This window comes from Asticcacaulis endophyticus (genome assembly GCF_014652575.1).
Taxonomy (GTDB): domain Bacteria; phylum Pseudomonadota; class Alphaproteobacteria; order Caulobacterales; family Caulobacteraceae; genus Asticcacaulis; species Asticcacaulis endophyticus.
The window spans coordinates 41,506-62,154 of the sequence record NZ_BMZB01000001.1 but is presented as its reverse complement, the minus strand read 5'-3'; the positions used below and the strand labels follow the sequence as shown (position 1 = coordinate 62,154).

The 20,649-nt window shown below is 58.5% G+C and carries 21 protein-coding genes and 1 tRNA gene; 13 read left to right on the top strand and 9 right to left on the bottom strand.

What is annotated here, in order from left to right; all coding sequences use genetic code 11:
- Positions 1–73: 73 nt before the first annotated feature.
- The 6 genes from IE102_RS00300 to hemC form a co-directional block, all read right to left on the bottom strand.
- The gene (locus IE102_RS00300) at positions 74–1,300 is read right to left on the bottom strand and encodes a glycerophosphodiester phosphodiesterase family protein (protein WP_189484392.1); all 1,227 of its coding nucleotides are present in this window, start codon (positions 1,298–1,300) and stop codon (positions 74–76) included.
- A 106-nt stretch (positions 1,301–1,406) separates the two neighbouring features.
- Positions 1,407–1,482 (bottom strand) — tRNA-Thr (locus IE102_RS00295).
- Positions 1,483–1,596: 114 nt separating this feature from the next.
- The gene (locus IE102_RS00290; protein WP_189484391.1) at positions 1,597–3,129 is read right to left on the bottom strand and encodes a heme biosynthesis protein HemY; all 1,533 of its coding nucleotides are present in this window, start codon (positions 3,127–3,129) and stop codon (positions 1,597–1,599) included.
- The gene (locus tag IE102_RS00285; protein WP_189484390.1) at positions 3,126–4,100 is read right to left on the bottom strand and encodes a COG4223 family protein; all 975 of its coding nucleotides are present in this window, start codon (positions 4,098–4,100) and stop codon (positions 3,126–3,128) included. The genes IE102_RS00290 and IE102_RS00285 overlap by 4 nt, the downstream gene beginning before the upstream one ends.
- A 126-nt stretch (positions 4,101–4,226) precedes the next feature.
- The gene (locus tag IE102_RS00280) at positions 4,227–4,958 is read right to left on the bottom strand and encodes a uroporphyrinogen-III synthase (protein WP_189484389.1); all 732 of its coding nucleotides are present in this window, start codon (positions 4,956–4,958) and stop codon (positions 4,227–4,229) included.
- A gap of 3 nt (positions 4,959–4,961) precedes the next feature.
- The gene (hemC, locus tag IE102_RS00275) at positions 4,962–5,906 is read right to left on the bottom strand and encodes a hydroxymethylbilane synthase (RefSeq protein ID WP_189484388.1); all 945 of its coding nucleotides are present in this window, start codon (positions 5,904–5,906) and stop codon (positions 4,962–4,964) included.
- Between the two features lie 102 nt (positions 5,907–6,008).
- Here hemC and tsaD point away from each other — a divergent pair, with 102 nt between their 5' ends.
- Both tsaD and IE102_RS00265 read left to right on the top strand, forming a co-directional pair.
- Positions 6,009–7,166: a tRNA (adenosine(37)-N6)-threonylcarbamoyltransferase complex transferase subunit TsaD gene (tsaD, locus tag IE102_RS00270; protein ID WP_189484387.1), complete on the top strand. Its 1,158-nt coding sequence runs from the start codon at positions 6,009–6,011 to the stop codon at positions 7,164–7,166.
- Positions 7,163–8,185 carry an NAD(P)H-dependent glycerol-3-phosphate dehydrogenase gene (locus IE102_RS00265; protein WP_189484386.1) on the top strand — a complete coding sequence of 341 codons (1,023 nt, stop codon included), beginning with the start codon at positions 7,163–7,165 and terminating at the stop codon, positions 8,183–8,185. Before tsaD ends, IE102_RS00265 begins: the two co-directional genes overlap by 4 nt.
- Before the next feature lie 137 nt (positions 8,186–8,322).
- On the opposite strand, the gene IE102_RS00260 is transcribed toward IE102_RS00265, so the two are convergent.
- A complete protein-coding gene (locus IE102_RS00260; RefSeq protein ID WP_189484385.1) occupies positions 8,323–9,201 on the bottom strand; it encodes an ATP-grasp domain-containing protein in 879 nt (292 codons plus the stop codon).
- A 49-nt stretch (positions 9,202–9,250) separates the two neighbouring features.
- On the opposite strand from IE102_RS00260, the gene IE102_RS00255 reads away from it, so the two are divergent.
- Complete coding sequence (locus IE102_RS00255; RefSeq protein WP_189484384.1) at positions 9,251–10,243, top strand: adenosine kinase; 993 nt, start codon at positions 9,251–9,253, stop codon at positions 10,241–10,243.
- A gap of 133 nt (positions 10,244–10,376) precedes the next feature.
- Here IE102_RS00255 and IE102_RS00250 read toward each other — a convergent pair whose 3' ends face one another.
- A complete protein-coding gene (locus IE102_RS00250; protein WP_189484383.1) occupies positions 10,377–11,363 on the bottom strand; it encodes a 2-hydroxyacid dehydrogenase in 987 nt (328 codons plus the stop codon).
- Positions 11,364–11,554: 191 nt separating this feature from the next.
- On the opposite strand from IE102_RS00250, the gene IE102_RS00245 reads away from it, so the two are divergent.
- From IE102_RS00245 to IE102_RS00220, 6 genes are all read left to right on the top strand, one after another.
- On the top strand, positions 11,555–12,121 hold the full coding sequence (locus IE102_RS00245; RefSeq protein ID WP_189484382.1) for an SH3 domain-containing protein: 567 nt from the start codon (positions 11,555–11,557) through the stop codon (positions 12,119–12,121).
- A 251-nt stretch (positions 12,122–12,372) separates the two neighbouring features.
- Positions 12,373–12,891 (top strand): 3-hydroxyacyl-[acyl-carrier-protein] dehydratase FabA, encoded by a 519-nt coding sequence (gene fabA / locus IE102_RS00240; RefSeq protein ID WP_189484381.1) that lies wholly within the window; start codon positions 12,373–12,375, stop codon positions 12,889–12,891.
- A gap of 57 nt (positions 12,892–12,948) precedes the next feature.
- Positions 12,949–14,172: a beta-ketoacyl-ACP synthase I gene (gene fabB / locus IE102_RS00235; protein ID WP_189484380.1), complete on the top strand. Its 1,224-nt coding sequence runs from the start codon at positions 12,949–12,951 to the stop codon at positions 14,170–14,172.
- A 57-nt stretch (positions 14,173–14,229) separates the two neighbouring features.
- Positions 14,230–14,667 carry a hypothetical protein gene (locus tag IE102_RS00230; protein ID WP_189484379.1) on the top strand — a complete coding sequence of 146 codons (438 nt, stop codon included), beginning with the start codon at positions 14,230–14,232 and terminating at the stop codon, positions 14,665–14,667.
- Between the two features lie 69 nt (positions 14,668–14,736).
- Positions 14,737–15,549, top strand: a complete 813-nt coding sequence (locus IE102_RS00225) for an enoyl-ACP reductase FabI (RefSeq protein WP_189484378.1) — start codon at positions 14,737–14,739, stop codon at positions 15,547–15,549.
- Positions 15,550–15,670: 121 nt separating this feature from the next.
- Positions 15,671–16,063: a metallopeptidase family protein gene (locus IE102_RS00220; RefSeq protein WP_229807497.1), complete on the top strand. Its 393-nt coding sequence runs from the start codon at positions 15,671–15,673 to the stop codon at positions 16,061–16,063.
- A 318-nt stretch (positions 16,064–16,381) separates the two neighbouring features.
- Here the strand turns inward: IE102_RS00220 and IE102_RS00215 are convergent, their stop codons facing one another.
- Positions 16,382–16,954, bottom strand: coding sequence for a VUT family protein (locus IE102_RS00215; RefSeq protein ID WP_189484377.1), 573 nt, complete (start codon positions 16,952–16,954; stop codon positions 16,382–16,384).
- Between the two features lie 74 nt (positions 16,955–17,028).
- Here IE102_RS00215 and IE102_RS00210 point away from each other — a divergent pair, with 74 nt between their 5' ends.
- The 4 genes from IE102_RS00210 (at position 17,029) to truA (ending at position 20,613) form a co-directional block, all read left to right on the top strand.
- A complete protein-coding gene (locus IE102_RS00210; RefSeq protein ID WP_189484376.1) occupies positions 17,029–18,285 on the top strand; it encodes a DNA recombination protein RmuC in 1,257 nt (418 codons plus the stop codon).
- Positions 18,286–18,327: 42 nt separating this feature from the next.
- Entirely contained in the window at positions 18,328–18,837 is a 510-nt protein-coding gene (gene def / locus IE102_RS00205; protein ID WP_189484375.1) for a peptide deformylase, read from the top strand.
- Positions 18,838–18,910: 73 nt separating this feature from the next.
- Positions 18,911–19,840 (top strand): methionyl-tRNA formyltransferase, encoded by a 930-nt coding sequence (gene fmt / locus IE102_RS00200; RefSeq protein ID WP_189485941.1) that lies wholly within the window; start codon positions 18,911–18,913, stop codon positions 19,838–19,840.
- Complete coding sequence (gene truA / locus IE102_RS00195; RefSeq protein ID WP_189484374.1) at positions 19,840–20,613, top strand: tRNA pseudouridine(38-40) synthase TruA; 774 nt, start codon at positions 19,840–19,842, stop codon at positions 20,611–20,613. Before fmt ends, truA begins: the two co-directional genes overlap by 1 nt.
- The last annotated feature ends 36 nt before the right edge of the window (positions 20,614–20,649 follow it).

Genomic DNA, 20,649 nt, shown 5'->3' with positions numbered 1-20,649 from the left:
GCCGCCTGTCATCCTGCTACCCCTCTGAGTCTGCCTGCCAATTGAAGCATGACGGGGCGGCTCAGGCCAAGGGCTATCTCAGTCCCTGGCAACTGGCATAATAGCTGACCGTGGCGGGCCAGTCGCTGAACACGCCGGTCGCACCAACATCCTTAGCCAGCACATCCAGAACCGTGTAATAATCTCCGCCGCCGCGGATGACTTTGGACACGCTCTGGAAATACCATCCGCCGCCGTCGGTCAGGGGGCCGGAGCGCTCCAGAGACCAGGCGATGATCTTGATATCGGCGGCTTTCAACGCCCTGGCCAGACGTGACGGCACGATCTTGCCGTTCGCATCCAAAGTCAGCAGGAACGTAATGGCGGGTGCTACATAGTTTATGCCCTCACGCTTAAGGGCTGCCGGATCAAAGCCCCAGCTTGACGGGTTCATGCCATCCAGTCCGGGGATGGTTTCGTCATCGATCAGATAAACCGCCTGCGCACCAAAGGCGGGCTCATGGGCGATCCAGTAACGAATGTCGGCAATATCAAAGCTTTGCGGCCAGACATCGGAGGCGGGTACGCCAGCCTCTTTATATTCATTGATCAGCTTTTGCGCATAGTCGGCCCGCGAGAAACCGTTGAACGGCATAGCAACGACCGGGGTCTTAAGCTCCGGCGTGAATTTGGCCCTTAGCGCGCGGAACAGTTCGATAGACTCTTTATGCGTCATCGTCTTGGCGGGTTCAGCCGCATAGAGGTCGGTGCGCCAGTTCGCGGTGCCGTCCAGGTAATTTTTGGCGGTGACGGCGCTCACATTGGCGCCGTCCATCTTGGGCGTCAGTTGACGAAATTCCGCCAGCGTTATGTCTGAGGTCCGGCATTCGGCCTGAGCCGGTTTAGTCCCGGAGGCGGGCACAAACGGTTGGGTGCATTTCTTCCCCAGATCCGTAGTCACGATATTGGTCGTGGTGTGCAGATCATTCTGAGCATGACGGCAGACCAGTTCCTTATCCTTCGTGAAGGTGACATCGCACTCAAGGATACCGGCACCTTGCCAGGCGGCGGCACGGTTCGATTCGACCGTGTGTTCCGGGAACATGAGCGGTGCCCCGCGGTGTCCGATCGAAAACAGGGTGGGCCGAACCGGCTTACCGATGCAGGCTTTCAGCACGTCCTTGAGCGGGCCGTCGGCCATCTTGTCAATCAGATATAGCGGACGCACACCGACCTCAACCGGGGTTTCCCCTGCCATAGCGGGTGCGGCCACAAACAGGGCGGCAACCAGACCGATCGCGCGGGTGTGGGCGAGGGACATCTAAAAGCTCCGGCAAAAGCCTGTCCCTAACATACGGCCGTGACGCGTGTGTGACGTGCGCCAACACCCGCTGGCCATGAGAATTGAGGATTATTTAATGGAAAAGTGGTGCCGCATAGGTGACTCGAACACCTGACCCCCGCATTACGAATGCGGTGCTCTACCAGCTGAGCTAATGCGGCACGCTGCGCAGGCGGGGAATAAAAAGAAACGCCCCGGCCAGTCGACAGGGGCGTTTCTTTACACATGACGGCGGTCTTTGCCAAGGCCGCAGCGCTCATTTTTATCGGGATTTCTTATTTGGTTTTGGTAGTTGCCCGTTTCGCCCGCGGTTTGGCGGCCGGAACCGGCGGCACATCCGCATCATCGCCGCGCAGAGCATCGTCGTATATGCCGGGATCATCCGGCAGGGGCACGAAGGTCGCCGCCTTTTGTGCCGCCTTAACGAACGGCATGGACGGCATGTAGCGCGACACCAGATCGGGCAGTTCCGACAGGGTGCGCTCATCCCGCTCAAACCGTGGATGCACCAGCGTGCCTTTTTCGGCATAGCTTAACACCAGTTGCGCCCAGTCGGCGGGCGAATAAGCAAAGGCTTTACCTTCTGGATCAAGGTCAGACCAGTCCGGCTCGGCCTTGACCAGTGACGCCTTGGCGACCCAGTTGCGCGCCCCGTCCATGTCCTGAAGCCCCAGGCACGCCTTGGCCATCAGGCCGCACACCCGCCGGGTCACCACCTCTTCGGCCAGATCGGGTTCTAAGGCTGCCATGGCCGTGCGGATATCGGCCTTGGTGTGGGTCATCAACGCGCGCTCTAAGTTAAGCAGGCGGCTTTCGCGGTGGGCCGGATTGCGATCGACCAACCCTTGCAGACGGCGCGCCCGGTCGCGCGGGGTCTCATCATTGACCAGATCGCGGTACGCCAGCCAGATCGCCGGATGAGGCTGAGCGGCATAGGCGGCCTCAAGCACATCTTCGGCCCGGCCCAGCTTATTGTGGGCGGCCAGCAGACGGCCCGCCATGATGGCGGCGGGGGCGAACTGTGGCTGGAGCTTGGCAGCGCGCACGGCGTAATCAAGCGCCTGCTCGCGCGTAGCGGTATCTGCCGCCGTTTCCATGCGGGCAGCCGACGCGGCCATAAGTGAGGCCCGTGCCCGTTCGGCATAGATCGGTGAGATCAGCTTGCGGCCCAGAGCACCTTCGATCAGGTCAAGCGCTTCGGCCCACTCCCCGGCGGTCAGGCGGGCTTCAAACAGGGTGCGAAACGCCCACATGGCCGGTTTGGTCTGGCTGTAGGCCTCTTCGGCCAGACGGATGGCCTCAACGCGGTCACCCTGCTTTTGCGCCAAGGTCATCAGGCCTTTGAGGCCTGCCAGTTTCAGTTCCGGCACGCTCAGCATGGCGGAATAGGCGGCCTTGGTGGCGACATCGTCCTGAGCGGTTTCGGCGGCCAGCGCCCCTAAGACCCGCACCAGAGGCACATTGTCGCTGAGATCAATGGCCTTGACGGCATGGCGGCGCGCTTCGGCCCCGTCACCGGCGGCAATGGCGACAAAGCCTTTGCTTAGGGTATCATCAGCCTGACGGCGGCGGGCTTCTGCGCGGGCCTTGGCCTGACGCTGCGGGGAGCGCGACAGCCACAGGGCCAGATTCCAGAAACAGACGGCGGTCAGGGCCAGAAAACCGATCAGGATAATGGCGGCGGTGGCGGACGTATCAACGCGGTAGCCCATCCAGATCAGGCTGGCGGTGCCGGCTTCGCCTGCCGCCCCGATCCCCAGGGTCACCAGAACCGTAATGGCCAGAAGAATGAGAAAAGTTCTGATCACAGGGTGCCTCCGGGGATTGCGGCTGCTGAGGTTTGCGGCGCGGTCGCGGACAATTGCTTAAGGGCGGACTCGCTGATCCGGCGGGTGGTCGCATCAATCAACAGGCGGGCGCGGGCCTGATCCAGCCAGAGGCCAAGCGCGCGCTGGGCCGGGGTAGGCAGGGCGTCGATATGGGTCATGGCACCGCTCAGGTCGCCCTGATTGAGCCGCAGTTCGGCGCGGCGCAAGGTGGCATCGACATCACTGCCTTCGACGCGGTTGAGGGGGCGGATGGAGATGATCGAGCCCAGCGTATCGAGCAAGCCGGTCCAGATGGTGTTGCGGTCTTCGGGGGCCTTGACCGTGGCGTGGGCCTTGGCGGCATAGGCCGGGAATTCGATGACCAGCGCCGCTTCGGACATGACACCCTTGTCGGCATGGGGGCGTAAGGCCGCCAGAGGTGCCGGGTCCGTCAGGGTACGCTCAGCCGCCGTCAATTGGCCGGAAAAGGGCTGGGCGCTGCGGGCGGCCAGTTGTAGGGCGGTGGCCGCTTCGACGGCGGCGGCGGCAGAGGTCACCTCACGCTGGCGGGCTTCGAGTTCATCAATGCGCTGCGACAAACGTGCCAAAGCTGAGGGATCGCTATAGACCGGGGCGGCAGGGGCATCGAGGGTTGGCGTGGTCGTCTGCAAGGTTGTGGGGTTAGCCGCAGGCGCGGGCGCTTTGAGCGCCTGAACCTGGGCGCGTAATTCGGCAATCGCGGCCTGAGTCTGAACATCGGTCGCAGGCGCGGATTTGCCCCCCACATCCTTAAAGATACCAAGCCCCATGAACACAAAGGCTGCCACAATAAACAGCAGCGGTATGGCAATGGCGATCATCAGCGGCGTGCGCGCCCATTTTTCTTTCAGGACGGCGCGGCTGTTCTGATTGGCCGCATCAGGCCCTGAAGGCGGCAGGGTATCAACAGGTATTGTATCCGGGTCAGTCATCAAGGCTTCGCGTATCTTTAAAGGGTTAGAGCGTTTTCCCAATAAGTGTCTTCACTTATTGGATAAGAAAGAGCGACCAAACAAATATTTAAAGCATATTTCGGATCAATTTGATCGAAATATGCTCTAACGCGGGATATCGCTCAGGAGCATAAGCATAGAGGCTTCGTCTGGGAACTGCGAAATCAGCACTTTAGGTGAAATTTCAGACACATTTTCGCGTTCGGCGTCCGCAGGGTCGCTCAGTCCAGTCATTAATGCCTCGGCACAGGCTTTGGAAATGGCTGTAAACGTCAGGCGCTTTACGGTGTAAGGGCCTGTTTTTGTGCGCAGCATTTCGCCGATAAACCGTGCCGCTTTTGCGGAATGCAGCAGGATGATATCTATGTTGTCTATGGCGTTAAGAGCTGTATCCGGGCAGATCGTAACGGTACGATAGAGCGCTAATTCGTGTGCGCTAATGCCTTCATCAGTCAGCCACTGCGTCAAAGGAGCGGCGGGGGTTTCGGGTGCGCAGACGATCACGGCCTGCGGCCTGTGCTTAAGGATCAATTCAAACACAGCGCGTCCGTCACCTGCCGCACTCAGCACCTCAGAGAAACCCTGATCGCGGGCGGCCTCAGCGGTGGCGTCACCAACGCAAAACGTCGTCACAGTACGTAGGGGATAGGTTTTGGCGAATATCTCAACCGCGCTGCGGCTGGTGAAAGCAATGGCGTCAAACCCGTCACTAAGCGACGGGGCGGGCAGGCGCTCAACCTTAAGCACCGGATCGATCAGGGCCTCAAACCCCAGCGCCTCAACCGCGGCGGCGGTCTTATGCGCCCGCCTATCCGTCCGCGTGACCCACACCTTCATGGCCTAACCCAGATACTGAATGAAGTCGTCACCGGCCTCATCGCGGATTTCGTGCCCCAACCGGAGCCCTAAAGTGCGCGCGCTTTCGACCGTTGGATTGGCCAGTTTGGCTCTTCGTTGCCAGCGGGTTGTGCCATCGGCGCTTAGGGCCTCAGTAAACAGGGTCAGGGTGTGATCATCGCTCAGTTTCGCATAGGCGCCCACCGCCGTACGGCAGGACGCTTCCAGCGCCTCAAGTGCTCCGCGCTCGGCGGAGATGCAGATATGGGTCGGCACATGGTGCAGTTTTCTGATCCAGTCCTGATCAATGTCCGCCGTGCGGCACTGCACCGCCAAAGCGCCCTGACCGGGAGCCGAGGCGAACTGATCGGGATCGATATAGGATTTAATGTGGTGCGACAGGCTGAGACGGTTCAATCCGGCCGCTGCCAGCAAAATAGCGTCACAGTCACCGGCCTCAAGCTTTTTTAGGCGGGTATCGACATTGCCGCGCAACATGACGACCTCAATATCGGGCCGGACGTTTAGCGCCTGAGCCTGACGGCGCAGGCTGGCCGTGCCGAGTTTTGCACCGGCGGGCATATCCATCAGGCTTTGATATTTCACGCTGACAAAGGCGTCGCGCGGGTCTTCGCGCACCGGAAACACGGCAATGCTCAGGCCCTCAACCTCATTGGCCGGCATGTCTTTGAGGGAGTGGACGGCGACATCGATATCGCCGCGCAGCAGGGCATCTTCGATTTCCTTGGTGAACAACTGTTTGCCGCCGGCCTCGATCAGACGGCGATCCTGAATGCGGTCTCCTTGAGTCGAAATGATTACAAGCGGCGCAATCTCATCTGCGCGGGCCACATCTTCGCCTAGAGCCGCGACGATCTGACGCTGCACCCAACCGCATTGGGTGGTGGCCAGTTTGGAGCCGCGCGTGCCGATTTTCAGTCGTATCATGGAATCTTAAACTCAAAAAAGCTGGCAAAGCGCTTGACGCACGCCCATCTGAAGGGAAAGACAGTGGCCAATCTATAATTATGTACCCGTTACAAGAGCCTTATGACCTTAGCAATCTCCGATCCATCGCAAAAGTCTGCACCGGACGATGACCTGTGCGTGCTGGGGGTGGAATCAAGCTGCGATGAAACCGCCGTGTCGGTTGTGCGCAAGCGCGGCGGGCAGGTCGAGGTCTTGTCGTCGGTCATTCATTCCCAGATCGCTGCTCATGCGGTTTACGGTGGGGTCGTGCCGGAAATCGCCGCCCGCTCCCATGTGGAAACCATAGACGACCTGTGCCGACGGGCGCTGAGTGAGGCCAAGACCAAGGGGTTTGATGAGGCGGAATTAGATGCCGTGGCGGCCACCGCAGGCCCCGGCCTGATCGGCGGGGTGATGGTCGGTTTGTCGTTCGCCAAGGGCTTTGCGCTGGCGCGGGGTTTGCCGCTGATCGGGGTCAATCACCTCGAAGGCCACGCCCTGTCGCCGTTACTGGCCGAGCCGGTGGCGTTTCCCTACCTGCTGCTGCTGGTGTCCGGCGGTCATTGTCAGTTGCTTAATGTGCGCGGCGTCGGGGATTATGAGCGGCTGGGCACCACCATTGATGACGCCGCCGGTGAAGCCTTCGATAAGATCGCCAAGGTTTTGGGGCTGGGCTATCCCGGTGGCCCTGCGCTGGAAAAATGCGCGGCAGAAGGCGATGCCACGCGGTTTGTTTTGCCGCGGGCACTGCTGGGTCGCAAAGACTGCGATTTCTCATTTTCGGGCCTGAAAACCGCCGCCGCCAAGGTCGCCACCGATCAGGTTAAAACCCCGCAGGACCGTGCCGATCTGTGCGCTTCGGTGCAGGCCGCAATCGCCCGCCAACTGTGTGAGCGGTCGGAACGGGCGATGACGGCCTTTACGCACGGAAACACCAAACCGGCCTTTGTGGTCGCGGGCGGGGTGGCGGCGAATAAAACAGTACGGGCTGAACTCACTAAACTTGCGGATAAACATGGCTTTAGGTTCGTGGCCCCGCCGATGGCCTATTGCACCGACAACGCGGCTATGATTGCCTTAGCCGGACTGGAACGGTTCAGTCTGATGGATGCGGATGAACGTAGTGACATGATGGGATCAATGGCGACCGTGGCGCGGCCGCGCTGGCCGCTGGATGAAGCGGCAGCAACGGCATCGCCTGTCCATAAAGTAAGCGGTCGCAAGGGAGCGAAGGCGTGAAAAAACTCAAACATGCGGACCATTTCGATAAGATAGGCGTCATTGGTGCCGGTGCGTGGGGCACGGCCCTGGCGCAGGTCTGCGCGCGCGCTGGCCGTGACGTGATATTGCAGGCCCGTGAGTTGGACGTGGTGGAATCGATCAACACCGCCCATCGCAATGAGATTTACCTGAAAGGCATAGACCTGTTGCCGCAGGTCAGGGCGACCGCCAACCTTTCTGATCTGGCAGAGTGTGAACTGATACTGGCCGTGCCACCGGCCCAGCATATGCGGTCTACCTTAAAGGCTCTGGCACCGTTCATCAGCGACGGTGTGCCGATCGTGCTGTGCGCCAAAGGGGTCGAGCGCGGCACAGATGCTTTGATGAACGAAGTGCTGGCGGAAACCCTGCCAAACGCCACGGCCGCCGTCCTGTCGGGGCCGAGCTTTGCCGCCGAAGTGGCGCGGGGGCTGCCGGCGGCAGTCACGCTGGCCTGTCCCGATGTCGATCTGGGGGCGCAGATTATTCATACCTTGGCGACGCCGACCTTTCGGCCCTATCACTCCGATGACATGATCGGCGCCGAAGCGGCAGGGGCGCTGAAAAACGTGCTGGCGATTGCCTGTGGCATTTCCGAAGGGCGCGGACTGGGGCGCAATGCCCATGCCGCCCTGATTACCCGCGGCTTTGCCGAGATTTTGCGCTTTGCCGTGGCCCTGGGGGCCAGATCCGAGACGGTAGCCGGGTTGTGCGGGCTGGGTGATCTGGTGCTGACCTGCTCATCGCCGCAGTCGCGCAATATGAGCGTGGGCTTAGCGCTCGGCGGCGGTCAAACCTTGGAACAGGCGCTGGCCGGTAAGGTCTCAGTCGCCGAAGGGGTCGAATCCGCCCCGGCCGTAGTGCATCTGGCGAAAAAGCTGGGGGTCGAACTGCCGATCTGCGAGGCCGTAGCGGCGATTCTGGCCGGTGAGGTTAATGTCGAGGACACGGTTTCGGCGCTTATGTCGCGGCCTTTGAAGTTTGAGACGGCTCTCTAAGAACCTCCCCTGTTGCAGGGGAGGAGACCGCAAGCGATAGTGCAGCGGTGGTGGGGTAAATGGCGGCAGTTTACCCCCTCTTTCATTTAAGCGGGGCTTAAATGAAAGCTCCCCCTGCAACAGGGGGAGTTCTTAAGTCAATGACAGCCACAGCCGATATGCAGAGCAGCGGCGAAGGCTTTCGCTAACCGTTCGGGCGCGCCGTCGTCATATTTTAAGTACAGATCAGGCTCGATCAGTTCCAGTTCCATCAGGCAGAACCGGCCCTGATCATCGCGCACCATATCGACGCGGGCATAAAGCACGCTGTCGCGGCCCACAAACTCAAGCGCATCAGAGGCCAGTTGCAGGGCCTCATCCGGCGGGGTTTCCATCCGCAGATGGGCGTCATAATCGGGCTGTGAGCGGAAATCGCCATCTTTGGGGGTTTTCAGCACCGCATGGGAAAAGTCCCCCCCGAAAAACAGCAGTGACCATTCGCCTTCGGTCTGAATGGCCCGCATCAGCGGCTGGATCATGGCCTCAGATTGCGGGGCCTCGGCGGGCACATCAACCCCTTTCCAGATCAGGGTGTTTTTGGCACCCGCCGATACCACGGGTTTAAGCACCAACGCGTCCTGACCAAAATCCGCACGGGCGGCGGCCATGTTTTCCGGCGTCAACTGGTCAACAAAAGCGGTCGGAATGGTGCGCACGCCGGCCTGCGCCAGATCGCGCAGGTAACGCTTATCGACATTCCAGGACACGATCTCAGCCGGGTTCAGAAGGCGATGACCTTTGGCCTTGATCTGGGCCAATGCGCGCCTGAAATCATTAGGCGCATTATGATAGCCCCACGCCACCAGCGGACAGATCAGGTCATAGGGCGTTGTGACCGGCTCCGACCAGGCCTGATCAAACACATCCAGATCAAGATCGTACAGCGCCTCCCGAAAGGCTTCCAGCACATAGGGCCAGCGCCCGTGGTGGGACGGATGATCAGGGTTTGGGGTCAGGATCAATAAAGACTTGCTCATGAGGCGTTTTATGCGCATGAGAACTGAAAAATCAAACGGATATTATTTCATGACTGCTCTCTATGATGTCACCGCCGTTGGCCATGCCATTGTCGATGTTCTGGCTCCGGCTGACGACGCGTTTCTGACCGCGCAAAATCTGGCCAAGGGGGCGATGACCCTGATTGATCAGGATCGGGCCCTGAGCCTTTACGGCGTCATGGCGCAGGCGGAACTGGCTTCAGGCGGATCGGCCGGCAATACCATCGCCGGGGCAGCGTCGCTGGGCGGCAAATGCGGCTATATCGGTAAGGTCGCCGATGACGAACTCGGTAAGGTTTTCCGCCACGATATGAAGGCGCAGGGCGTACATTTTGACACTGCGTTGCTGAATGAAGGTCTGGCGACGGGGCGTTGCCTGATCAACATCACGCCGGATGCCCAGCGTACTATGGCGACGTTCCTTGGAGCTGCGGCCAAGGTCGGCCCTGCAGATGTCGATGCAGCCCTTATTCAGGCGTCGAATATCGTCTATCTTGAGGGCTATCTGTTCGATACGCCGACCGGGCGCGAAGCCTTCGTCAAGGCGTCTGGGCTGGCCCGTGCGGCGGGTCGCAAGACGGCGATCACCATGTCGGACCGCTTTGTGGTTGATCGCTGGCGCGCGGATTTGCTGCCGTTCATCGACCAACATATCGACATCGTCTTTGCCAACGAAGATGAACTGCTGGCCATGTATGAGACTGAGGATTTCTTTGTGGCCCAAAGCGCGCTGCGGTCCAAGGTCGATCTGGCCTTTGTGACCCGTTCGGATCAGGGCTCTGTGATCCTGACCAAGGAGGACACGGTTCTGGTGCCGGTGTTTGATGTCGACACTCTGGTCGATACGACCGGTGCTGGTGATCAGTATGCGGCGGGGGCTATGTTTGGCCTGTCGCGCGGGTTTGATCTTTATACCTGTGGACGTTTAGGGGCTATGGCCGCTGCCGAAGTTATCGGTCACTATGGCCCAAGACCGTTGGTATCGCTTAAGGATCTGGCCGGGCAATACGGACTGCTTTAAAAGAGGGGTAAGCTTGCGGCCGTTTACCCCACCTTCCGGCCTGATAAATCAGGCCTCCCTCCTCCCCTCCAAGAGGGGAGGTTCTTCCACGAAAAAGTACACTGAGCGCAAGCGAGGGACTTTTTCGTGAGTGTCACAGCATCGCCGGAATAACGCGGTCGGGCGGGCGGTGACCGTCCTGAAGGGTCTTGATATTCAAAATCACCCGGTCGCCCATGTCCTGACGGGCTTCGATGGTCGATGAGGCCATGTGCGGCAGCAGAACCGCATTGGGCAGGCCGAACAGTTCCGGATTGATGCCCGGCAGACGCTCATAGACATCAAGACCCACACCCGCGATCTTATGTTCGCGCAGCAGATGGGCCAGCGCCGCCTCATCGATGATTTCACCGCGCGCTGTGTTGACCAGAATGGCATGGGGCTGAAGCAGGGCCAGCCGCTCTGCGTTCAAAAGATGAAAGGTCTCCGGCGTGCGCGGACAGTTTATTGAGACCACATCAACCCGCGGCAACATGTCGTCGAGATTGTCCCAGTAAGTCGCGCCGATCTCTTCGGCCACACGGGCACTGACCGGTTTGCGGTTATGGTAGTGGACGCTCATGCCAAAGGCTTTAGCGCGCTTAGCCAGGGCCTGACCAATGCGGCCCATGCCGATAATCCCCAGCCGCTTGCCGTAAATACGACGTCCCATCATAAATGTTGGTGACCATTCGGAAAATTCGCCACGCTGGACGGTTTCGGCGCCTTCAACAAAGCGGCGCGACACGGCCAGAATAAGCCCCATCGTCATCTCAGCCGTGTCTTCGGTCAGGACGCCCGGTGTATTGGTGATGATCACGCCTTTGTCGGCGGCGTTCTGGATATCGATATGGTCATAGCCGACGCCGAAATTAGCGACCATCTTGAGCGGTTCACCGGCGGCGGCAAAAAAATCGGCATCGATCTGATCATTGATCGAGGAGATGATCACTTCGGCGGATTGTGCCGCCTCCAGCAGCTTTTCGCGCGGCATGGGGCGCTTGTCCGGGCACAGGGTCGTGTCAAACAGTTCGCGCAGACGCGTTTCTACACTGTCGGGCAGTTTGACGGTGACGAAGACTTTAAGCTTTTTGGCGCTCATGATGAGGTCTTGTGGCTCCGGTGGTAGTCGCAAGCAATGGCCGAAGTCATCCGGGGGCGGGTTATTATGATTATGTTAACCAAATCTGAACCTGCGGCCGTTAAATCTGACCGAAGTCCTAATGACCCATCGTTGCGTAAACTTCTGCTACAGTCCTTAATCAATCTTACCCCGCCCGTCGAGACTTAAGCGTGCAAAACCTGCTATTTCGCAAGAAAATCAACCGGATGTTGGCTGTGGCGGCGATTTTTATGCTGGCGAGCGTATCCGGCGGTCTGGCTCTGGCTGATGATAGCGCTGTCACGACAGATACGCCGTCGGGCAATCCGGTGCCGCGCTGGGGCATTATGCGATCCAATAAAATCTATACCCGCGCCGGGCCGTCCAAAGATCATAAAATCCTGTGGGCTTACCGCGTCAAAGGCCTGCCGGTGCAGATTATATCTGAGACTCGCGAATGGCGGCTGATCTGCGATCCGGACGGCAATACCGGCTGGGTGGCGGCCAATCTGTTGTCGGGTAAGACCAATGCCCTAACGCCGGAGGGCCATAAGCTCGAACTCAAGGCCTCACCGAAGCCAGAGTCCCGTACCAAGGCGATTATCCGGCCACGCGCTCTGGCGTCGCTGGATAAGTGCAAGGACGGCTGGTGCCGGATTTCGGTGGGCTCTGAGCGCGGTTGGGTGCCACAGGATAGTCTGTGGGGCACGCAAACCCAGCCGGTCTGTAAGCGGCCCGATCCGTTCGCGGCACGCTAGATCACTATGATTTTAAACAAAACCATAGTGATCCAGCTTTACTTTAGTCCCTCGCCGGGCGGGGGCATCCGCCCTCTTGGCCGCGCCGCTGGTGGCGGCTTGAGCGGGAATTGTAAGTTGCCACTTACTAAAAAGGGTTGAGACGACGCGCGCGGTCGTGTAACGCATCATTTCGTGTTCTTACAAACCTGAGCGGTTCGCCCTCAACCTGTGATGCAGGTGCTGTGCCGCCCCCGGAGTCTTATTGCCGTATGTCCGATCGTCCTTCGTCGTTTGATTATGAAGCTTTGCTGGCCTGTGGGCGCGGCGAAATGTACGGCGCAGGCAATGCGCAGCTTCCAGCGCCGCCGATGCTGATGATGGATCGCATCACCCTGATCACCAAGGACGGCGGGGCGTTCAACAAGGGCTATATCGAAGCGGAACTGGATATCACGCCGGAACAATGGTTCTTTGCTTGTCACTTTATCGGCGATCCGGTCATGCCGGGCTGTCTGGGCCTTGATGCCATGTGGCAACTGGTTGGTTTCTTCCTCGGCTGGTCGGGCCATCCGGGCCGTGGCCGCGCCCTGGGGGTTGGTGATGTGAAATTTACCGGACAGGTGACGCCAGCCATCAAAAAAGTGACCTACAAGATTGATATGAAGCGCGTCATGGCCGGTAAGCTGATCATGGGTATTGGCGACGGCTCGGTCTATGCCGACGACAAACTGATCTATAGCGCCTCTGGCCTGCGGGTCGGTCTGTTTGACGCCAAAGATCTGGTATAATTTGCTTATTAACCCTCAAACTGAGCATTGATTTAGGATCAGCGAGGATAATTGAATATGCGTAGAGTCGTCGTAACGGGTCTTGGGATTGTGTCCTCCATTGGTACGGGTGCTGATGAGGTCACCGCATCTTTGCGTGAAGCCCGCTCCGGTATCATAGCCGCCCCCGAATATAAGGATCGCGGCTTTAAGTGTCAGGTTCATGCGGCGCCGAAAATCGGTGACTGGACGCAACTGATCGACCGTCGCGCTGCCCGCTTTCTGTCGCCGGGTCTGGCCTATGGCCATTTTGCGATGGATCAGGCCATTGCCATGGCCGGGTTAGAGGAAAAAGACATTTCCAATGACCGCACCGGCATTATTTTCGGTGCGGGTGGCCCGTCCACCAGCGCGATCGTTGAGGCCGCGGATATCACGCGCGAAAAGGGCTCGCCTAAGCGCATCGGGCCGTTCGCGGTACCCAAGGCCATGTGCTCCGGCCCGTCGGGCGTGCTGGCGACCTGGTTCAAAATCCGCGGCGTCAACTATTCGATCTCATCAGCCTGCGCTACCTCCGTGCATTGCATAGGTGCTGCGGCCGAGCAGATCGCCTGGGGCAAGCAGGACGTGATGTTTGCCGGCGGCACCGAAGAACTGGACTGGACCCTGTCCAACCTGTTTGACGCCATGGGCGCGATGTCGAGCGGCTATAACGACACCCCTTCGGTCGCGTCTCGCGCCTATGATAAGAACCGTGACGGCTTTGTCATCGCAGGTGGTGCCGGGATGCTGGTGCTTGAGGAATATGAGCACGCCAAGGCGCGCGGCGCCGATATCTGGGCGGAAATCGTCGGCTACGCCGCCAATTCCGACGGCTATGATATGGTGGCCCCGTCTGGCGAAGGCGCTGAGCGCTGCATGAAGATGGCGCTGGAGATGGCGGGCGGTCGTAAGATCGATTACCTCAACCCGCATGGCACCTCGACCCCCATTGGCGATGAGCGCGAAATCGGCGCGATCAAAAACGTGTTCGGTGAGGCCATGCCACTGATTTCGTCAACCAAGTCTCTGACGGGCCATAGTCTGGGGGCGGCGGGCGCGCAGGAAGCCATCTATTGCCTGCTGATGATGCGCTCATCGTTCGCTACCAAGTCGGCCCACATTGACGAGATCGATCCGGCGTTTGAAGGTCTACCGATCCTGCGCGAACGTCGCGACGGCGCGCTGGAGTCGATCATGTCGAACTCGTTTGGCTTTGGCGGCACCAACGGGTCGCTGATCCTGTCGCAGGCGGATTTGTAGAGGCTTTGCCAAACGGTCATTCCGATTGTACCCTCTCCTGAGACAGGGGAGGGTACAATGAAATCAAAACCAGGCTATTTATCGCGCTTGCGATATGTCCTGCTGGCGCTGCCTTTGGCAGTAATTCTCTATACTATAGTAGGTATCGAGATCAGAAATGCGCTCATAGGTCTAGTGATCAATTCGACCAATGACGGCTGGGTTTTCACGGGCGTGAACATTCTCTATTACGCTCTGGTATTTCCCCTGATGGCGGTTGCCGCTTTACGATCGCGCGCTCTTGGCTGGAGCCCTTGGTTGGTTTTGCCGATGGGGTTTGGTGTTCTGATTCGGTATTGTAGCTGGTGGCTGTTTAGCGATATCGCGCCGCAAACATGGGATATGCCTCCGGGAAGCTTTGAGGCGATGGAACTTATGAGGGTGTACGGTATGTGTTTTGTGCTGTTATTAGCGGTGTGGCCGGAGCGAAAAGCGAGACTTGCTATGGCTGTTTGACAGCGAGGTCTTGCTTTTGCAGTGGTTATTTGCTCTTAACGGCCAAAGAGTCATAGCAAGGAGCCAATCATGTCTGACGAATGGAAATTCCCCAAGGGCGACCTGATGAAGGGCAAAAAAGGCCTGGTCATGGGCGTAGCCAATGACAAGTCCATCGCCTGGGGCATTGCCTCACAATTGGCAGCGCAAGGTGCCGACATGGCGTTCTCCTACATGGGCGACAGCCTGCTGCGCCGTGTTGAACCGCTGGCCGCCTCGATCGGCGTCAAGCACCTGATCGAATGTGACGTCACCAACGACGCCTCAATGGACGCCACCTTTGCCAAGCTTAAAGAAATCTACGGCGAGATAGATTTCGTTATCCATTCGGTCGCCTTTGCCAACAAGAACGAACTGCAAGGTTCCTTCGTTGAAAACACCACCCGCGAAGGCTTCCTGCTGGCGCTGAATGTCTCGGCTTTTTCGTTTGTGGATGTGTCGCGCCGCGCCGCAGAGCTCATGCCAAACGGTGGCTCGCTGGTGACCCTGACCTATCTGGGCTCAGAGCGCGTCATTCCGAACTACAACACCATGGGCGTGGCCAAGGCAGCTCTTGAAGCCTCGACCCGCTACATCGCCCGTGATCTGGGACCCAAGGGCATCCGCGCCAATGCCATTTCAGCCGGGGCCATGCGCACGCTGTCATTGGCCGGTATTTCCGGTGGCCGTGGCCTGCACGCCAAGTCGGGCCAGTTCTCCCTGATGAAAGAAGAGACATCAATGGAAGGGGTCGCCGGGGCGGCGCTGTGGCTGGCGTCTGACCTTGGTTTCTCCACGACCGGCGAAGTCATCCACGTCGATGCGGGTTTTCATGCGGTGGGGCTCCCCGAAGATATCTCCTAGGGGAAAATCGCGGTCTTTGGTCGATTACGTCGTTGTCGTCGCTTGCAGGTACTTGGTGTACCTGCGGCGCTAGACGCCTGCTACTTGACTCAAGGTTCGAAATTTTCAGACGGAGTGTGTGATGAAGTTTGGTTCCGCGCCTTCTCTTGATGATATCGAACTTATGGCGCGGGCAGCTTTGCACAAGCTGCCCGAACCGTTTGCGGGCTACCTCAAAGACGTTATCCTGATTGTTGAAGATTTTGCGGCCGAAGATCTGCTGGCCGATCTGGGCATTGACGATCCGTTTGAATTGACCGGCCTTTACAGCGGCCGTCCGGCGGAGACTGAGGCGATGACCGGCGATCTGCCCGCCATGATCCACCTGTTCCGCCGTCCGATCTTAGAGGAATGGATCGAGACCGGCGTGGACCTCAATCATCTTGTCAGCCACGTCCTTATCCACGAAGCCGGTCATCATTTCGGGCTGTCGGATGAAGACATGGAATGGCTGGAAGAGACCTTGAAGGCTTAATTTAAGCGCTCAATCCATGCGCAGGCATAGGGAGCGACTTGCCAGAGTGCCGCAACCCATAGGCTACTAAGGGTTAAATATGTAATGATAGTTCGCAAACCGGCAGGCCATATGTGAGGCAGGTAAATTAATGAGAATAAGGCGTCTATGAACACATAATAGAAGGCAACACGACCTCTTAAATCATATATAAAATATGCGAAGGCACTGATTAGAAGGGCAGATAAAACGACATACATGCGTGTGTAGAATATTATTTTGGGCCACCACCAGCGTGCTTCCTTCTCCGGGTCAAAGATATTGTGACTGCGGTTCATACTAAAACAAATCCGGCAATTTTTCCTGAGTGACCGCGGCTTTTTTCTCACGTTGTTTCAGCAGCAGATAGACCACATAGGCCCCAACCAGCTTTGATGCGGCGGCAGTGACCAGCGTCAACGGCGTAAACGTGCCAGAAGCCTCAGCGCTCAAGGACGCCAATCCCCAGAACAGGGTGGTATCGAGCGGGGCGGCGACTACCGATGATATCAAAACCCGCTCGGACAAAGGCCGTTTGCTGAACGTATAGATCGCCCAGTCAACCACTTCCGACACTAAAAACGCGGCGGCGGAGGCAATGGCAATGGCGGGCGGGGCCATCAGAAACGATACCGCCATGCCGATAAAGACGGCGACGAAAATATGGTGGCCGACTTCACGCTGGGCAAAATCGCGTGCCACCAGAATAAAGCCGGTGACGATCGCCAGCGGCGGCCAGGCCCCGCCGTCGGGCATGGGGATAGACGGCACATGGGCAAACGACCAGTTCACGAACGGGATCAAGAAAACATAGAAATAGGTCCACGGCGTGCGTCCGCTAAAGACCTTCTTTAAAAACTCAGCCGTGTGCATCTGTCATTCGCTCCATACTCAGAATCCGTTTAACCATGCTTGCAATATCAGGAAAAATCAAATAAGAACGTAACATGAACGAAATTATTGTGCCCGTTATTCTTATCGTGGTCACGCTGGCCTTTGCCGGCGGATGGTATGTCAGCGTGGCTGACAACCGGCGTTTGCGCGTCAAAAACGAAGACCTGAACGACAGTTTGCTGTCGGCTATTGGTGAACTGGCGCAGGTCAAGGAGCGGGCGCGTAACCTTGAGGACGCCAAGGCGGCCATGAGCGAGCACTTCAAAGCGGCGTCGTTTCAGGCGATGGAGCAGACGGCGGACGGGCTGCTGAAACGCGCCGAAGAATCGTTTGTGGCGCGCGAAAAATTGGCGCTGGAGCGCATGGATTCCAGCCTGAAACCGGTATCGGAAACCCTCACGCGCTTTGAGGCGCAGGTGAGGGCGATGGAAGAAAACCGCCATAAAGACACGGGCGGTCTCAAGCAGCAGATCGAACACCTGATGACGGCCTCGACCGCCACGCGCGATGTGACGGCGAAACTGGCCAATGCCTTGCGGCGCGGGGCGGGCGTTCAGGGCCGTTGGGGGGAGGAGACCCTGCGCAATGTGTTGCAGGCGGCGGGTCTAACGCGTTTTGATTTTACCGAGCAGCATAATCTCGACACCGAAGAAGGGCGCAGGCGGCCCGATGTGACCGTGAAACTGCCCGGAGGGGTGTTTGTCATCGATGCCAAGGTCAATCTGACCGCGTTCCTTGAGGCGATGGAGGCGGTCGATGATGAGGCGCGTGAGATGCACCTGATGCGCCATGCCCGCGCCCTGCAAACCCATGTGCGTGACCTGTCGCAAAAGGCCTATTGGGACCAGTTTAAGGATGCCTCACCGGATTTTGTCGCCATGTTCATCCCCGGTGATGGGTTTCTGGCCTCGGCGCTGGAGCGGCTGCCGAACCTGATGAATGAGGCGATGGACCGCAAAGTGATTATCGTCACGCCCACGACCCTGTTTGCGCTCTGTAAGGCGGTGGCCTATGGCTGGCGGGTTGAGGATCAAATGAAAAATGCGCAGTCAGTGGCTGAACTAGGCCGTGAGCTTTATGCGCGCCTGTCGGTCATGGGCGGGCATGTCGCTGATCTGGGCAAGTCACTGAATACCGCTGTTGGCAAATATAATCAGTTCGTGGGCTCGCTGGAGACCAAGGTGCTGACCCAGGCGCGCCGGTTTGAAGACTTAAGCGTTGACCACGAAGGCAAGACCTTGCCAGAGTTAAATCAGCTTGAGGTCCAGACTAAGCTATTGAATAAACTGGAATCGTCATCGGTGGAATGATCGCCGCTTGACGTTGCGCAGCGCGATCATTATTTTTATGTCATGGCCATACGTGAAATCATAACCGTTCCCAATCCTCTGCTGAAGCAGACATCCAAGCCGGTCGAAGGCGGCGTGACGGATGAATTGCGCACCCTGATGGATGATATGCTGGAAACCATGTACGACGCCCCCGGCATTGGCCTGGCGGCGATCCAGATCGGTGAGCCGATCCGCGTCATCGTCATGGACCTTCAGGAAAATGAAGAAAAGCATCCGCGCTTTTTTGTGAACCCGGAAATTGTCTGGGCGTCAGAAGAAACGGCACCCTATGATGAGGGCTGCCTGTCGGTGCCGGAAGTCTATGATGAGGTCGAGCGTCCCGCCCGCGTCAAGATCAAATACCTGAACTATCAGGGCGAAGAGATTATCGAAGATGCCGATGGCCTTTATGCCACCTGCATCCAGCATGAGATGGACCACCTGAACGGCGTGCTGTTTATCGACCATCTGTCGAAGCTTAAGCGCGACCGGGCCATCACCAAGGTCAAGAAGCTTAAGCGCGCCGCATAAGCCTTGATCCGCGGCACAATATATTCCAAAGAAGCGCATCTTAACGGTGCGCTTTTTGTATTGAGGATGGATGATGAAATTAGCTTTCATGGGAACGCCTGAGTTTGCGGTGAAGGCCCTGGCCGAACTGGTGGCGTCAGGTCATGAGGTGATCTGCGTCTATTCCCAACCGCCCAAGCCAAAGGGCCGTGGCCAGCAATTGTCACCGTCTCCTGTTCATGCCTTTGCCGAAAGTCTGGGCATTGAGGTGCGCACGCCGATATCCATGAAATCAGCCGAGGCCATTGCTGAGTTTCAGGCGCTGGATATCGATGCCTGTATCGTCGTCGCCTATGGTCAGATCTTAAAAAAAGCCGTGCTGGATCACCCGCGTCTGGGCTGTTTTAATCTGCACGCCTCGTTGTTGCCGCGTTGGCGCGGGGCCGCGCCCATCCAGCGGGCGATCATGGCTGGTGATGCCTATACCGGCGTGCAGGTCATGCGCATGAGTGAGGGGCTGGACGAAGGCCCGATCATCCTGTCCGGCCGGGTCGAAATCACTCCCGATGATACGGCCCAGACCCTGCATGATAAGCTGGCGCACACCGGTGCGGCGCTATTGCCGGTAGCGCTGGCGGCGATTGAGCGCGGCGGGGCCGCCGGCACCGAGCAATCCGGCGACGTCACCTATGCCGCCAAGATCACCCCCGCTGAGGCGCGCATCGACTGGAACCGTTCCGCGCGTGAGCTTGATTTCCACATTCGTGGTTTGTCGCCGTTCCCTGGCGCATGGTGCGAACTGGAAACGCCCAAGGGGCCGCAACGGTTAAAGGTTTTAATGTCGCGGCTATCTGACATGACCACAGATCAGCCCGCCGGAACCCTTATCGGTAATGGCCTCAATATCGCCACCGGCGACGGCGTGATTGAATTGCTGCGCGTCCAACGCGAAGGCAAGGGCGGGCAGGATGCGGCGACGTTTCTGAATGGGGCGGGACTGAACGTCGGGGATCGCCTTAACTAATGCCGCGTTATTCCTGCCTTATTGAGTATGATGGGCGGCCCTATAAAGGCTTTCAGGCGCAGGAAAACTTGCCGACAGTGCAGGGGGTAATCGAAGACGCAATTTTCAAATTTTCCGGTGAGCGATTGCGGCTAACGGCAGCGGGGCGGACCGATACCGGTGTTCATGCCACCGGGCAGGTGGTGACGTTTGACCTGCAAAAAACCTATCGCGGTGAGGTCGTCGCCAACGCGCTCAATGCCCACCTGATGGGGGAGCCAGTGTCGGTGCTGGAGGCCGCTCAGGTGCCAGATGATTTCTCGGCGCGGTTTTCGGCGACCGGGCGGATGTATCTGTACCGCATCCTTAATCGCCGTGCGCCGCCCGCACTTGATCTGGGGCGGGTGTGGCATGTTAAGAAACCGCTGGATGCGCAGGCGATGCACGCGGCGGCGAAAGCCCTGATTGGGCTGCATGATTTTACCACTTTCCGCCATGTGGAATGTCAGGCCAAATCGCCGATTAAGACGCTGGATATTGCCCGCGTCGCGCGGGTTGGGGATGAAGTGCATCTGGTGTTTGCGTCCCGCTCATTCCTGCACCGTCAGGTCAGATCGATGGTCGGGACACTGGCGGAGGTCGGCATCGGGCGCTGGGATATTGACGATGTGAAGGCGGCTCTGGAAGCCAAAGACCGCACCGCTTGCGGGCAGGTTGCTCCGCCGGAAGGCCTGTTTCTGACCCATGTCACTTATGAGGCGGAGCCTGATTTTGAGAGCAGGTGTTCGATATAGGGCGTGAGTAATTACCCCTCTTTCATTTGATGCGGC